The following is a 13,657-nucleotide window of genomic DNA, read 5'->3' as shown; positions in this document are numbered from 1 at the left end:
TTTCTGCATGTCGCTGCCAGCCCTGCTTGAACAACGCCTGCGCCTGCCCGTCGTTGCTGCACCGATGTTTCTGGTCTCCAACCCGCAACTGGTTCTGGCCTGCTGTAACAACGGTATCGTCGGCAGCTTCCCGGCGCTTAACCAGCGCGAGAGCAGCGGTTTCAGAGGCTGGATAGAGGAAATCGAAGCAGGCCTGGACGGCGCGGCGGCGCCCTATGCCGTCAATCTGATCGTGCATGGCAGTAACCCACGCTTGCAGGCGGACCTGGCCATCTGCGTCGAGCAGCGCGTGCCCATCGTGATCACCAGCCTCGGCGCAGTAAAAGAAGTGGTCGACGCTGTGCACAGCTACGGCGGCTTGGTGTTCCACGACGTGACCACGCGCCGGCATGCCGAGAAAGCGGCCGAAGCCGGCGTCGATGGTTTGATCGCAGTGGCCGCCGGCGCTGGGGGGCATGCCGGCACCTGGAGCCCGTTCGCGTTGGTTGCCGAGATTCGCCAATTCTTCGACAAGACACTGCTACTGGCTGGCTGCCTCAACCAAGGCCATGAAGTGCTGGCCGCCCAGCTGCTCGGCGCCGACCTTGCCTACCTCGGCACCCGTCTGATCGCCACCCAGGAAAACGCCGCCTCCGACGCCTACAAGCAGATGATCCTCGACGCCAAAGCCGCCGATATCATTCACACCCCGGCCGTTTCCGGAGTGCCCGCGAGCTTTATGCGCCAAAGCCTAGAGCTGGCCGGCTACGACCTCAAGCAACTGCAGAGCAAAGGCGAAATCAACTACGGCGAGAAACTCAAACCCATGGATGAAGAGGCCAAGGCTTGGAAAACCGTGTGGTCGGCAGGCCAGGGTGTTGGCAACATCAGCGATCTGCCCAGTGTTGAGCAATTAATCACCCGCCTCGACCGTGAATACCGAGAAGCACTCAAGCACAGCCTGCAACTACAACAGTGCTGGCCACGATAAAGCCCCCTGTACTCGGCCAAGTAACCTCAAGGCGCTGCAGTGAGTCAGCACAAGCAACCTACCTCTTCATGCTAGGCCTAGCATGAAGAGGTAGAGCGTAAGCAAGCACACATTTGCGTGCAAAGTGGCTTGTTTACTGGCCTGCGCGGCAGATAGTCTGTAACGCAAATCCACTCAGGCACCGACAAGGACGCCGACATGACCCAAGCCCGCTTCAAGATTGTGTTCAACGGCGAGTTGATGCCTGACATAAGCTTGGAAACCGCCAAGGAGAATCTCGCGCGGTTGTTCAAGAGCGACCACACCCGAATTAACTCGCTGTTTAAAGGCGGCACTGTCGAGATCAAACGTGACCTCAGCGAAAACGAGGCCGACCAGTACCTCAAGGCCCTGCAGGGTGCCGGGGCAAAGGTGCGCAAAGAGCCGGACTTGGCTGCCAGCCTGAGCCTAGTAGAAACCGATGACCACCGCGGGCAAGGCAATGAAGCTCCAAGCGACGCCCAGATGATCTGCCCCAAATGCGCTCACCCACAGGCAAAAGCCATCGAGTGCTCAGCCTGCGGCATAGTTATCGAGAAATTCATGGCGCGACAGGCCCAGCTCGCGGAAAACCCGCCACAAGTGACCAGCGCAGTCACCACACCTTACGCCACTCCCAAGGCAGCAGTGGGCGAAACACTGCCGGCGTTTGGCGAGTTGAATACCTTTACCACCGACGGACGAATCGGCCGCTTGCGTTACCTGGCATGGTCGATGGTGCTGATGCTGACGTGCTTGCCGTTGTTCGGTATCGCGGCCGGGTTCTTTGCGGTCTCGGAGATTCTTGGCGGTCTTTTGATGGTCGTGGTGGGGATTGCGGTGGCGGTGGCCGGCATCATGTTCGGCGTGCAGCGCCTGCATGACATTGGCTGGTCTGGCTGGCTGTTGCTGGTCACCTTGGTACCCGTGATCGGCGGGGTGTTTTCTCTGCTGATGTTCGTCATTCCCGGCAGCACCGAAGCCAATCGCTTCGGCCCACCGCCCCCCCCGAACAGCACCGCCGTTAAAGTGTTGGCCGGCTTGTGGCTGGCCGCGATAGCACTGGGTATTGTTCTGGCGATTGCGCTACCTTCGCTGGCTTTTTTGACCGGCGCCAACCTCTAACCCCATCACCACCTTAGCCAGTGCATGGAGCCGCAAGGCTCCTTCACGGAGAACCCATGAGCCGTTACGCGCTTATCACTGGAGCCTCCAGTGGCATTGGCCTAGCACTTGCCGAAGCCCTGGCCCGACGGGGTCGTAATCTCATTTTGGTGGCACGCCAGCGCGACGCCTTGGAAAGTATCGCCAGCGAACTGACCCAGCGTTTCGCGGTGGAAGTGCTGTTTCGTACCTGTGATTTGAGCAAGCCCCTTCGCGTCAGCGGCCTGTTGCATGAACTGGAAGAAAGCGGACTGCATATCGACCTGCTGGTGAATAACGCCGGCATTGGCACCTGTGGCGTCTATGTAGCCCAGGACTGGGCGCGCGAACAGGCGTTGATCGAGCTGAACGTCCTCGCCCTCGCCCGCCTCTGTCACGCCATCGGCACCGTTATGGCCGGCCAAGGCAGCGGGCAGATTCTCAACGTGGCCTCGGTGGCAGGCTTTCAACCGGGCCCAGGCATGAGCAACTATTACGCAAGCAAAGCCTATGTGCTGCACTTCTCTGAAGGCTTGCGCGAGGAGCTCAAGCCCTACGGCGTCAAGGTGTCCGTCCTGTGTCCGGGCCCAACCCGCAGCGCGTTTTTCCGCAGCGCGAACATGGACGCCACAACCCTGCAGGGCAGTAAGTTGATGATGAGTGCCGAAGAAGTCGCACTCATCACTGTTAGGGCGCTGGATAAGAATCGCGCGATCATAATCCCTGGCTGGCGCAACCGCCTGCTCGCACTCAGCCCACGCTTGGGGCCACGCTGGCTGGTACGACGGATCAGCGCACGCTTGAATCGCCAGTTCGGCAAACCGCTCTAACCCCCTAGCTCGCACTCACCGTGCGCCCATCCGCCCAGGCGCGCAGGGCCGCAAGGTCTTCGGCCATGATCACTGAAAGCGGCGCAGTGGTCTGAATGCTTTGCAGCAATACGGCCTGGGCAACCGGCTGCTGCTGCGCTTGTGCGGCATACAGGGCACTCACCACTGCCTGTTCGATCTCAGCACCGGAAAACCCTTCAGAAGTCGCCGCCAGCTCAGCCAAATCAAAGCCCGCCGGATCCAACTCGCGGCGCATCAGGTGAATACGGAAGATTTCGCTACGCACGGCCGCATCCGGCAGGTCGACAAAGAACAGCTCATCAAACCGTCCCTTGCGCACCAACTCCGGCGGCAATCGCGAGATGACGTTGGCGGTGGCCACCATAAATACAGGGGCCTTGCGCTCGGCCATCCAGGTCAGCAGGGTACCGAGTACACGCTGGCTGACGCCGCCATCGTGGTCGCCGCTGGCCAAGCCCTTTTCAATCTCGTCGATCCACAGCACACACGGCGACATCTGCTCGGCCAGTTTGAGAGCTTCGCGCAGGTTACGCTCGGTCTCACCGAAGAACTTGTTGTACAGGCAGGCAAAGTCCAGACGCAATAAAGGCAAGCCCCAGAGACCGGCGATCGCCTTGGCGGCCAGGCTTTTGCCGCCGCCCTGTACACCGACCAGCAGCGCGCCCTTGGGCAGATCAACGCCTTTACCCTCAAGGAAGATGCTCTGCCGCTCACCCAGCCAGCGCTTGAGGTTGCCAAGCCCGCCCACCTCGGCGAAACGTGCCGTGTCGTACTCAAAACTCAACACACCATCGAGGTCAAGCAACTGGAACTTGGTCTTGTTCAGCTCCGGCAAATCTTCCTGGGTAATCGCACCGTCGTCACAGATCACATTACGCGCCAGCGCACGCGCCTCGGCATGGCTGAGACCACGCAGATTCTTCACCACCTGCTGCAAGGTGCGGTTATCGGTGCGTACGCGGGCATTGCGGTTGCGCGTACTCCAGCCGGCGGCTTCGTCGCGCACAATGGCCAGTAACTCTTCTTCAGATGGCAGCGACAGACTGAAGCGCGAGGCGTAACGCTGCACCTCCGGCGGCAACCGGCACGCGTGGGACACCAGCACCAGCGTCGGCTTGCTGGGCAGCTCGCTCATGGCGATTTCCTTGAGCAGGCGCACCAGCTTGGGGTTGTCGTCGAGAAACGGATGCAGGTCACACATCACATACAGCGTCGGCTGCGGATCAGCCTTAATCAGGCGTAGCGCAGTTTCCGGCTCCAGGGTGGTGCTGTCGACGGGCTCTTGTACAGAAAAGCCCAGACGCTGCAGGCCCTCGGTCACCGACCACACCTGCAAGCCAAGACCGCGGCGCACCGCCAGGCTGGTGAGGGTTTCCAGAACCCGCACCTCATCCCAAGACTCAATCAGCACCAGCTTGGTTTTGGAATCCAGCACCAGCCCAAGATCGTGAATATCGTTTTTCACCCGCACCCCTTGCCCACAAAAAGGCCGTTGAAAAATGTCGGCGAGGCAGCCGGGACAAGGCAAAAGCAGACGAAAAAGCGGAGTTTACGAGTAGTAAATGAGCATTTTGAGTCTGTTTTTAACGCAGTATCGGCAACGCAGGTAGTTTTTCAACGGCCTGTTAAACTCGGCCTCTTTATATTGGCCAGGAGACTGTCCATGGACTGTCTGTTCTGCAAGATCGTCGCTGGTGAAATACCGGCGCGCAAGCTTTATGAAGATGATCAGGTGATTGCCTTCCACGATATCGGCCCACAAGCGCCGGTGCATTTCCTGGTCATCCCGAAAAAACATATCCGCACCCTCAATGACCTGAACGCAGCCGATACCGCATTGGCGGGGCACATCCTCATCACGGCCCAGCGCCTAGCCAAAGAGCAAGGCTGCGATGACGGTTTCCGGGTGGTGATGAACTGCAACGAGCTGGGCGGCCAAACCGTCTATCACATCCATATGCACGTATTGGGTCAACGGCAGCTGGCATGGCCGCCGGGTTGAAGCGCCAGTACCTGGCGACGCTGATGCTGCTCGGCCTGTTGGGCAGTGCTCCGACGCAAGCACAAACACCAGGCCGTGTATTCAGCGACCCTCTGGGCGAAGACAAGCAGGGGCCGTCACTGATTGTGGTACCGGCCGGCCATTACGTGTTGGGCGACCACAGCGGCCGCGGTAATCATAATGAACGCCCGCTGACGCCCATTGAAATCAACCACCCATTTGCTATGGGGCGCTACGAGGTCAGCTTTGCCGACTGGCAGCAGTATGCCGCTGCCACCGACACGGTGATGCCTAATAACGAAGGCTGGGGCTTGTCGGCGCAGCGGCCAGTGATCAATGTCTCCTGGTATCAGGCCGTGGCCTACTGCCAATGGTTATCCAAGGTCACCGGGCAGCGCTATCGACTGCCCACTGAAGCCGAGTGGGAATATGCCGCACGCGCGGGGACTGATAGCTATTACTGGTGGGGCGAACAGCTCAATAGCCCGGAAACGCAGCCGCGCGCGCATTGCCGTGGCTGCGCGACCTCACGCCTAATCCAGAATAAGAGCGCGTTCATCGGCCAATTCAGCGCCAACGCCTTTGGCTTGCACGACACCGCAGGCAATGTCTGGGAATGGACGGCCTCGCGGTTTGTCAGCCCCTTCGACGGCAGCGAGCAGGTCGCCGCGGGGTTACTCGACAACAGCCCGCGGACGGTTCGCGGCGGTGCGTGGAACAGCGGCCCCAGCTATCTCCATAGCAGCCAGCGCGACATGAAGCAACCGCAGCACAAGAACTACGCCCTGGGTTTTCGCGTACTGCGCGAGCTACCTTGACGACGCGGCCCAACCTTGTGGGTGACGCAAAGGCTGCGACGAAACGTCAACAGACCCTCCGCATGGTTTGGAGTAAACTGACCGCCGTAGTCATCGCCGGAGGTCCCAATGGCCAGCGAACGTCAATTTTCACCTGTTGATCGCCTGTTACTGCAAGCCGATGCCGCGCTGCGGACCCTGCTGCCCTTCAGTGGCCAGCCCACTCGACCGTCACCGGCCATCGTGCAGCCAGAAGCCGAGCTGGATGACGCGCAGACCCAGCATATTGCCGGCCTGATGCGCATCAACCACACCGGTGAGGTGTGCGCCCAGGCGCTGTATCAGGGTCAGGCCCTGACCGCCAAGCTGCCACAGGTGCGCCAGACCATGGAGCATGCCGCCGATGAAGAAATCGACCATTTAGCCTGGTGCGAACAACGCATCCGCCAACTCGGCAGCCAGCCCAGTATTCTTAACCCGCTGTTCTACGGCCTGTCTTTTGGCGTCGGCGCGGCTGCTGGGCTGATCAGTGACAAAGTCAGCCTGGGTTTTGTGGCGGCCACCGAAGATCAAGTGGTCAAGCACCTCGACGAGCACCTGCAGCAAATCCCTCAGGACGACCAGAAGTCCCGGGCGATTCTCGAGCAGATGCGCGTCGATGAAGAACAGCATGCCTGCAACGCCCTGGATGCCGGCGGCCTGCGCTTCCCCGCACCGGTGAAGTTCGGCATGAGCCTGCTGGCCAAGGTGATGACCAGCACCACGTACCGCGTATAACGCTGAATCAGCGGCACAAAAAAGGGCACCTCGGTGCCCTTTTGCCTATCACGAGAATCGCGCGACAGCTTATTCAGCCAGCTCGATAATTTCGTAATCATGCGTGATTTCGACACCACCACGCCCCAGCATGATCGACGCCGAGCAGTATTTCTCAGCCGAGAGCTCGACCGCACGCTTGACCTGTGCCTCTTTCAGGCCACGGCCCTTGACCACAAAATGCAGGTGGATCTTGGTAAACACCTTGGGCTCTTCCGTGGCCCGCTCAGCCTCCAGAAACGCCTCGCAGCTTTCTACAGCCTGGCGCGACTTCTTCAGGATGCTGACGACATCGAAGTTACTGCAGCCACCCAGGCCGATCAGCAGCATTTCCATCGGCCGCACACCCAGATTACGTCCACCGCTCTCAGGCGGACCGTCCATGACCACTGCATGGCCGCTACCCGACTCACCAATAAACAGGGCTTCGCCGGCCCACTGAATCCGCGCTTTCATTGCCCAGGCTCCGCTGTTAAAAAGGAACGCAGCTTAGCACAGCACTTTTGCCAAGCTGCCATGCTCCACTTGCGCTTAAGTTCCGCGCTTAAGTGTTAGCCAGGTCGCAAAACCACACCAGGTATAAGGGTGTTTGTTAAGATGGCGCCTAATTACTGGCACACTTGTACAGATAACTATTATTAGAAACGCCAGCCAAACAACGGCTTACTCTTATAAATTCGGGATTCGGGCATGGTTGCTATTACCCTCACACCTAAAATAAAAAATCTCGACAAGCTTCTCGCGCATTGCCACCGTCGCCGCTACACCGCCAAAAGCACCATCATCTATGCAGGTGATCGCTGCGAAACGCTGTTCTTCATCGTCAAAGGTTCGGTCACCATTCTGATCGAAGACGATGATGGTCGGGAAATGATCATTGCTTACCTCAACTCCGGCGATTTCTTTGGTGAAATGGGCCTGTTCGAAAAGGACGGAGCGGAAAAAGAACGCAGCGCCTGGGTGCGCGCCAAGACTGAGTGCGAAGTCGCGGAACTGAGCTACGCCAAGTTCCGCGAACTCACCCAGCAAGACCCCGACATCCTCTACGCCCTGGGCAGCCAGATGGCCGAACGTCTGCGCAACACCACGCGCAAAGTGGGCGATCTGGCTTTTCTCGATGTCACTGGCCGCGTAGCGCGCACCCTGTTGGACCTATGCAAACAGCCCGACGCCATGACGCATCCTGACGGCATGCAGATCAAAATTACCCGCCAGGAAATCGGCCGTATTGTCGGCTGTTCGCGGGAGATGGTCGGACGCGTACTCAAGGCCTTGGAAGAACAAGGCTTGGTCAACGTCAAGGGCAAGACCATGGTGGTCTTCGGCACCCGCTGAGCCCGCAAACGCCAACAAAAAAGCCGACGCATGCGTCGGCTTTTTTATGGTTTGATGGATCAGTCCACGTCAGGCGAAACGACCATCCGCTTGCGCTCGGGGAAGAACAACCGCTCCAGCTCAGCCCCAGGGTTGTCGGCGCGCATAAACGCCTCGCCCACCAGAAAGGCATAGACCTCGCTGATCTCCATCAACTCAACATCAGCGCGATTGAGAATGCCGCTCTCGGTCACCACCAAGCGGTCACGCGGAATCCGCGGCAGCAGGTCAAGGGTGGTCTCTAAGTTAAGCTCGAAGGTGTGCAGGTTACGGTTGTTAATGCCCACCAGCGGCGTATCCAGCGTCTTCAGCGCTCGCTCCAGCTCGTCGCCGTCATGCACTTCCACCAGCACATCCAAATCAAAAGCTTTGGCCGTGGCGGCCAGCTCTGCCATCTGCCCATCTTCCAGCGCAGAAACGATCAGCAGCACGCAATCGGCACCGAGCGCGCGGGCCTCGACGATTTGGTACGGGTCGATCATAAAGTCTTTGCGGATCACCGGCAGTGAACAGGCCGAGCGGGCTTCTTGCAGGTAACGATCCGCGCCCTGAAAGAAATCGATATCCGTGAGCACCGACAGACAGGTGGCGCCACCGCTCTGATAACTTTGAGCCAGCTCCGCCGGCACGAAGTGCTCGCGCAGCACACCCTTGCTCGGCGAAGCTTTCTTGATTTCTGCTATCACCGCGGGTTGCTTGCGCTTAGCCTGAGCCATTAAGGCCTGAGCAAAACCGCGTACGGGATCGGCGCTGCGCGCCTGCTGCTCAATGTCAGCGAGACTAATGATGGCGCGACGCGCGGCCACTTCCTCAGCCTTTCGCGCAAGAATCTTCTCCAGAACAGTTGGAATACTCACCCGGCATTCTCCTCATTGAATACGGCGGTAAAGGACACCAACTCCTGCAACTTCTCCCAGGCCAAGCCTGTATGCAAAGCATCGTGAGCCAGCGCCACCCCTTCTTTCAGGCTAGCCGCCAGATCTGCCGCATACAACGCCGCACCGGCATTCAGCGCGATCATATCAGCGGCCTTCTGCCCGGCTTCAGTTTTACGCTTGCTCAGCGCGTCACGGATCAAGGCCAGCGAAGCCTCCGGGCTTTCCACGGCCAAACCGACCAGGCTCTGGCTCTTTAGGCCGAGATCTTCCGGCAGCACTTCATATTCACTGATTACCCCGTCCTTCAACTCGGCTACATGGGTCGCGGCTGCCAGGCTGAATTCATCCAAGCCGTCGCGCGAGTGCACCACCAGAATATGCTGACTGCCCAGGCGCTTGAGCACCTCGGCCAGTGGTCGGCATAGCGCCTGACTGAATACGCCAACCACCTGATGCTTGACCCCAGCCGGATTGGTCAGCGGGCCGAGCATATTAAAGATGGTGCGCAGGCCCAGCTCACGACGCGGCACGGCGGCGTACTTCATCGCCGAGTGATGCACCTGGGCGAACATAAAGCCTACGCCGACGCTGTCGATACACCGCGCCACTTGCTCCGGCGTCAGCTGCAGGTAAATACCCGCGGCCTCAAGCAGATCGGCACTGCCGCTCTTGCCCGACACCGCACGGTTGCCATGCTTGGCCACCTTGCCGCCGGCGGCGGCTACCACAAAGCTTGCCGCCGTAGACACGTTGAAGATATTGGCGCCATCGCCGCCAGTACCCACCACATCCACCACATGATCGAGGGTCTGCAGGTGCACATGGCTGGCCAGCTCACGCATGACCGAGACCGCACCGACGATCTCGTCGATGGTCTCGCTCTTCATGCGCATGCCCATCAGGAATGCGCCTATTTGAGCGTCCGCGCATTGGCCGGTCATGATCTCGCGCATCACGTCCTGCATTTCTTCGGTCGACAGATCGAGCTGGCTGACCACCCGGTTAAGGGCTTCCTTGATATTCATCAGCGCAGGCCTCCTTGCTGTTTGAGGAAGTTAGTGAACAGTTCATGGCCCTGCTCGGTGAGGATCGACTCGGGGTGGAATTGCACACCCTCGATATGCAGAGTCTTGTGACGCAGGCCCATGATTTCGTCCACCGCGCCATCCTCATGTTGAGTCCAGGCGGTGACTTCCAGGCAATCTGGCAGGGTTTCACGCTTGACCACCAGCGAGTGGTAGCGGGTGACCGTCAGCGGATTGTTTAAGCCGGCGAACACACCCAGATCACGATGAAAGACCGGGCTGGTTTTGCCGTGCATCACCTGGCGTGCGCGCACCACATCGCCGCCAAAAGCCTGACCAATACTCTGGTGGCCGAGGCACACACCGAGAATTGGCAGCTTACCGGCAAAATGCAGAATGGCCTCGATGGACACCCCCGCCTCAGTCGGCGTGCACGGGCCGGGCGACACCACGATGCGCTCAGGCTGCAGCGCTTCGATCTCGGCAATCGACAGCTCGTCGTTGCGGATCACGTGCACGTCAGCACCCAGCTCGCCCAGGTACTGCACCACGTTGTAGGTAAAGGAGTCGTAGTTATCAATCATCAGCAGCATGGCAGGACTCCTCAGCGCTTGGTCTGATCAGAAACGGTTTGCTCGGAGGCAGTTTGTTCGGCGAGCGCCACAGCACGGAACATGGCGCGACGCTTGTTCAGCGTTTCCTCCCACTCCAGCGCGGGCACTGAGTCGGCCACAATGCCGGCCCCCGCCTGTACATGTAGCTCACCGTTTTTGATCACCGCGGTCCGAATAGCGATGGCGGTGTCCATGTTGCCGTTCCAGGCCAGGTAGCCCACGGCACCACCGTAGACGCCACGTTTGACCGGCTCTAGTTCGTCGATAATTTCCATGGCGCGGATCTTCGGCGCACCGGACAAGGTGCCCGCTGGCAGAATAGCGCGCAGCGCGTCCATCGCGGTCAGGCCTTCTTTAAGCTGGCCGGTAACGTTAGAAACAATGTGCATCACGTTGGAATAGCGCTCGATCACCATCTTCTCGGTGAGTTTGACGCTACCGGTACTGGCCACCCGGCCGACATCGTTGCGGCCCAGATCAATCAGCATCAGGTGCTCGGCGACTTCTTTGGCATCGGACAGCAGGTCTTCTTCCAAAGCCAGGTCGGCTTCTTCATTGGCGCCACGCGGGCGTGTGCCGGCAATCGGCCGTACCGTCACCAAGCCATCTTCTAGGCGCACCAGCACTTCCGGCGAACTGCCGACCACATGGAAGTCGCCGAAGTTAAAGAAGTACATATAAGGCGTCGGGTTGATACACCGCAGCGCGCGATACAGATCAATCGGCGCAGCCTTAAAGGGAATCGACATGCGCTGCGAGATCACCACCTGCATGCAGTCGCCAGCGAGGATGTAATCCTTGATCGCCTTAACCGCGTGCTCGTAGTCGTCGCGTTTGAAACTGGAAACAAAATCCGGATCAGCAGCAGCAGGCGCTGCCAAGTCCACCCCCAAGCGCGGCGTAATCGGCTGACGCAACTTGTGCAGAATTTCCTGCAAGCGCGCCTGCCCCTGTTCCAACGCATCCGCATCAGCGGGGTCAACCAGCACGATGGCGTGCATCTTGCCGGCGAGGTTGTCGAACACCACCACGGCATCGGAGACCATCAGCAGAATATCCGGTGTGCCCAGCGCATCCGGGTTTACACCCTTGGCCAGTTTTGGCTCGACATAACGCACGCTGTCGTAACCGAAGTAACCGACCAGCCCACCGTTAAAACGCGGCAGACCTGGCAGGGTCGGCACTTTGTAGCGATCTTTGAACTGCTCGACAAAGGCTAACGGGTCTTCGCAGTGATGGCGTTCAACCTCCACGCCATCGACGCTGACCGTCACATCGTGCTCATAAGCCCGCAGCACGGTGCGCGCCGGCAGGCCGATGATCGAGTAACGCCCCCACTTCTCACCGCCCTGAACGGACTCGAGCAAGTAGGTGTTGGCTTCATCAGCCAGCTTCAAATAGATGGACAGTGGCGTGTCGAAATCCACAAGGGTTTCGCAGGCAACAGGAATACGGTTATAGCCGGCAGCGGCTAAACGCAGGAATTCTTCGCGGGTCATGATCAGCCTCGTGGCTTGAGGTAATTCGGTCGTGTGCAAGCGTGCCGACTGGGCGGCCAAGATCAGGTCAGAGGCGCCAGCGCCAACGGGCCAGGGCCTTGATGATTTTCATATCGGCGCTTGCCGACCAACGCGTGCAGGTAACCACCACGAAGCTCTCTTAATTCAGGCGGGATAGGAGTGCGGCCACACTAGCGCAGGGTTAGAGCCGAATCAACCCGCAAGGCCCGGCAAAAGCAGCGACTCGGCCGGGCACACCAAGCCCGCCAGATTATCCAGCACCTGCGCGGGGTTCTCCTCGGCAATCGGCCGGCCATGGTTGTAGCCATAACTCAGCGCCACGCACAGCACACCCGCCGCGCTGGCCGCCAACACATCGTTGCGCGAGTCGCCAATAAACAGCGCCTGGGCGGCGTCAACCCGCGCCAACTGCATCACATGCAGCAACGCCGCCGGGTCAGGCTTCTGCTGAGGCAGGGTATCGCCACCAATGATCCAGCGGAAATAGCCACCCAGGCCCTTCTCATCCAGCAAGGGCGCGACAAACTGTTCAGGCTTGTTCGTCACTATCGCCAACTCAACCTGCTGCTCGCGCAACCAGTCCAGGGTTTCTCGCACGCCAGGGTAAACCTGGGTCAGCGTATGGCTTTCGGCGTAGTACTGCATAAACAGCTGCAGTGCCTGCTCGGCGTGCGCCTCATCGACCTCGGTGTGCTCAAGGCTGCCAGCCAGGGCGCGGCGCACTAAAACCCGCGCGCCATTGCCCACCCAATTACGCACCTGCTCTAAACCCGCCGCCGGGTGCCCCAACAAGAGCAAAGTCTTATCGACCGCTGCGGCCAGGTCCGGCACCGAATCCACCAGGGTGCCGTCCAGGTCAAACATCACCAGGCGCGGCAGCTCCCCGTGAAATAACTCGCGTAGCAGGCTCACCCGCGCGCCAGCGCCAATTCGGCGCGCATGGCGTCAATCACCGCTTTGTAGTCGGGCTGATTGAAGATTGCCGAACCGGCAACAAAGGTGTCAGCACCTGCAGCAGCAATCTCGCGGATGTTCCGCACATTGACCCCACCGTCGATTTCCAGGCGGATGTCGCGCCCGGACGCATCGATAAGCGCGCGCGCCTCTTTGAGCTTTTCCAAGGTGTGGGGGATGAACTTCTGCCCACCGAAACCGGGGTTAACGCTCATCAACAGGACCATGTCGACCTTGTCCATCACGTGTTTGAGCACATCCAGCGGCGTGGCTGGGTTGAACACCAAGCCAGCCTTGCAGCCGCCCTCGCGGATCAGCTGCAGGGAGCGGTCGATATGCTCGGACGCCTCCGGGTGGAACGTGATGTAGCTCGCGCCCGCCTCAATAAAGTCACCGATGATGCGATCCACGGGCTTGACCATCAGATGCGCATCAATTGGCGCGGTGATGCCGTACTTGCGCAGCGCCGCGCAGACCATCGGGCCAATCGTCAGGTTCGGCACATAGTGGTTGTCCATCACATCGAAGTGCACGATGTCAGCCCCGGCGGCGAGCACCTTGTCCACTTCCTCACCCAGGCGAGCGAAGTCAGCAGAAAGGATCGACGGAGCAATGGCGAAGGGTTGCATAACGCACCTCGGGGGTATTCACGGATGGCGCGCATTGTACCAGCCCCATCGCAGGCCTGGCGCGCT

The 13,657-nt window shown here is 59.6% G+C and carries 14 protein-coding genes and 1 pseudogene; 7 read left to right on the top strand and 8 right to left on the bottom strand.

Annotated elements, in window-relative coordinates:
* Positions 1–7: 7 nt before the first annotated feature.
* From ACEPAJ_RS05900 to ACEPAJ_RS05890, 3 genes are all read left to right on the top strand, one after another.
* A complete protein-coding gene (locus ACEPAJ_RS05900; protein ID WP_425914101.1) occupies positions 8–970 on the top strand; it encodes an NAD(P)H-dependent flavin oxidoreductase in 963 nt (320 codons plus the stop codon).
* A gap of 198 nt (positions 971–1,168) precedes the next feature.
* Positions 1,169–2,113: a DUF805 domain-containing protein gene (locus tag ACEPAJ_RS05895; RefSeq protein WP_425914099.1), complete on the top strand. Its 945-nt coding sequence runs from the start codon at positions 1,169–1,171 to the stop codon at positions 2,111–2,113.
* Positions 2,114–2,169: 56 nt separating this feature from the next.
* Entirely contained in the window at positions 2,170–2,961 is a 792-nt protein-coding gene (locus tag ACEPAJ_RS05890; RefSeq protein ID WP_425914098.1) for an SDR family NAD(P)-dependent oxidoreductase, read from the top strand.
* 4 nt (positions 2,962–2,965) lie between these two features.
* Here the strand turns inward: ACEPAJ_RS05890 and ACEPAJ_RS05885 are convergent, their stop codons facing one another.
* Positions 2,966–4,447: an AAA family ATPase gene (locus tag ACEPAJ_RS05885; RefSeq protein ID WP_425914097.1), complete on the bottom strand. Its 1,482-nt coding sequence runs from the start codon at positions 4,445–4,447 to the stop codon at positions 2,966–2,968.
* Positions 4,448–4,645: 198 nt separating this feature from the next.
* Here ACEPAJ_RS05885 and ACEPAJ_RS05880 point away from each other — a divergent pair, with 198 nt between their 5' ends.
* The 3 genes from ACEPAJ_RS05880 (at position 4,646) to coq7 (ending at position 6,558) form a co-directional block, all read left to right on the top strand.
* Positions 4,646–4,984, top strand: coding sequence for a histidine triad nucleotide-binding protein (locus ACEPAJ_RS05880; RefSeq protein ID WP_425914095.1), 339 nt, complete (start codon positions 4,646–4,648; stop codon positions 4,982–4,984).
* Positions 4,969–5,802: a formylglycine-generating enzyme family protein gene (locus ACEPAJ_RS05875; RefSeq protein ID WP_425914093.1), complete on the top strand. Its 834-nt coding sequence runs from the start codon at positions 4,969–4,971 to the stop codon at positions 5,800–5,802. The genes ACEPAJ_RS05880 and ACEPAJ_RS05875 overlap by 16 nt, the downstream gene beginning before the upstream one ends.
* A gap of 108 nt (positions 5,803–5,910) precedes the next feature.
* The gene (gene coq7, locus ACEPAJ_RS05870) at positions 5,911–6,558 is read left to right on the top strand and encodes a 2-polyprenyl-3-methyl-6-methoxy-1,4-benzoquinone monooxygenase (RefSeq protein ID WP_425914091.1); all 648 of its coding nucleotides are present in this window, start codon (positions 5,911–5,913) and stop codon (positions 6,556–6,558) included.
* Positions 6,559–6,627: 69 nt separating this feature from the next.
* Here coq7 and ACEPAJ_RS05865 read toward each other — a convergent pair whose 3' ends face one another.
* On the bottom strand, positions 6,628–7,053 hold the full coding sequence (locus ACEPAJ_RS05865) for an OsmC family protein (protein WP_090243951.1): 426 nt from the start codon (positions 7,051–7,053) through the stop codon (positions 6,628–6,630).
* Between the two features lie 234 nt (positions 7,054–7,287).
* On the opposite strand from ACEPAJ_RS05865, the gene crp reads away from it, so the two are divergent.
* A complete protein-coding gene (gene crp, locus ACEPAJ_RS05860; protein ID WP_090256093.1) occupies positions 7,288–7,932 on the top strand; it encodes a cAMP-activated global transcriptional regulator CRP in 645 nt (214 codons plus the stop codon).
* 59 nt (positions 7,933–7,991) lie between these two features.
* Here the strand turns inward: crp and trpC are convergent, their stop codons facing one another.
* The 6 genes and pseudogenes from trpC to rpe all read right to left on the bottom strand — a co-directional run bounded on the left by trpC (position 7,992) and on the right by rpe (position 13,591).
* Positions 7,992–8,828 (bottom strand): indole-3-glycerol phosphate synthase TrpC, encoded by an 837-nt coding sequence (gene trpC, locus ACEPAJ_RS05855; RefSeq protein ID WP_425914089.1) that lies wholly within the window; start codon positions 8,826–8,828, stop codon positions 7,992–7,994.
* Complete coding sequence (gene trpD / locus ACEPAJ_RS05850) at positions 8,825–9,874, bottom strand: anthranilate phosphoribosyltransferase (protein ID WP_425914087.1); 1,050 nt, start codon at positions 9,872–9,874, stop codon at positions 8,825–8,827. Before trpD ends, trpC begins: the two co-directional genes overlap by 4 nt.
* A complete protein-coding gene (locus ACEPAJ_RS05845; protein WP_425914086.1) occupies positions 9,874–10,467 on the bottom strand; it encodes an aminodeoxychorismate/anthranilate synthase component II in 594 nt (197 codons plus the stop codon). The genes trpD and ACEPAJ_RS05845 overlap by 1 nt, the downstream gene beginning before the upstream one ends.
* Before the next feature lie 11 nt (positions 10,468–10,478).
* A complete protein-coding gene (gene trpE, locus ACEPAJ_RS05840; protein ID WP_425914084.1) occupies positions 10,479–11,987 on the bottom strand; it encodes an anthranilate synthase component I in 1,509 nt (502 codons plus the stop codon).
* 67 nt (positions 11,988–12,054) lie between these two features.
* Positions 12,055–12,920: pseudogene (locus tag ACEPAJ_RS05835) on the bottom strand (phosphoglycolate phosphatase).
* The gene (gene rpe, locus ACEPAJ_RS05830) at positions 12,917–13,591 is read right to left on the bottom strand and encodes a ribulose-phosphate 3-epimerase (protein ID WP_425914083.1); all 675 of its coding nucleotides are present in this window, start codon (positions 13,589–13,591) and stop codon (positions 12,917–12,919) included. Before rpe ends, ACEPAJ_RS05835 begins: the two are co-directional and overlap by 4 nt.
* Between the last annotated feature and the right edge of the window lie 66 nt (positions 13,592–13,657).

Source organism: Pseudomonas sp. GWSMS-1 (assembly GCF_049847425.1).
Taxonomy (GTDB): domain Bacteria; phylum Pseudomonadota; class Gammaproteobacteria; order Pseudomonadales; family Pseudomonadaceae; genus Aquipseudomonas.
Note: the sequence above shows the minus strand (reverse complement) of the source record. Positions and strands in the feature narration are given on the sequence as shown.

Coding starts and splice junctions, on each gene's coding strand:
- ACEPAJ_RS05900 (WP_425914101.1), top strand. CDS start 8: ATGTCGCTGCCAGCCCTGCTTGAACAACGCCTGCGCCTGCCCGTCGTT.
- ACEPAJ_RS05895 (WP_425914099.1), top strand. CDS start 1,169: ATGACCCAAGCCCGCTTCAAGATTGTGTTCAACGGCGAGTTGATGCCT.
- ACEPAJ_RS05890 (WP_425914098.1), top strand. CDS start 2,170: ATGAGCCGTTACGCGCTTATCACTGGAGCCTCCAGTGGCATTGGCCTA.
- ACEPAJ_RS05880 (WP_425914095.1), top strand. CDS start 4,646: ATGGACTGTCTGTTCTGCAAGATCGTCGCTGGTGAAATACCGGCGCGC.
- ACEPAJ_RS05875 (WP_425914093.1), top strand. CDS start 4,969: ATGGCCGCCGGGTTGAAGCGCCAGTACCTGGCGACGCTGATGCTGCTC.
- coq7 (WP_425914091.1), top strand. CDS start 5,911: ATGGCCAGCGAACGTCAATTTTCACCTGTTGATCGCCTGTTACTGCAA.
- ACEPAJ_RS05865 (WP_090243951.1), bottom strand. CDS start 7,053: ATGAAAGCGCGGATTCAGTGGGCCGGCGAAGCCCTGTTTATTGGTGAG.
- crp (WP_090256093.1), top strand. CDS start 7,288: ATGGTTGCTATTACCCTCACACCTAAAATAAAAAATCTCGACAAGCTT.
- trpD (WP_425914087.1), bottom strand. CDS start 9,874: ATGAATATCAAGGAAGCCCTTAACCGGGTGGTCAGCCAGCTCGATCTG.
- ACEPAJ_RS05845 (WP_425914086.1), bottom strand. CDS start 10,467: ATGCTGCTGATGATTGATAACTACGACTCCTTTACCTACAACGTGGTG.
- trpE (WP_425914084.1), bottom strand. CDS start 11,987: ATGACCCGCGAAGAATTCCTGCGTTTAGCCGCTGCCGGCTATAACCGT.
- rpe (WP_425914083.1), bottom strand. CDS start 13,591: ATGCAACCCTTCGCCATTGCTCCGTCGATCCTTTCTGCTGACTTCGCT.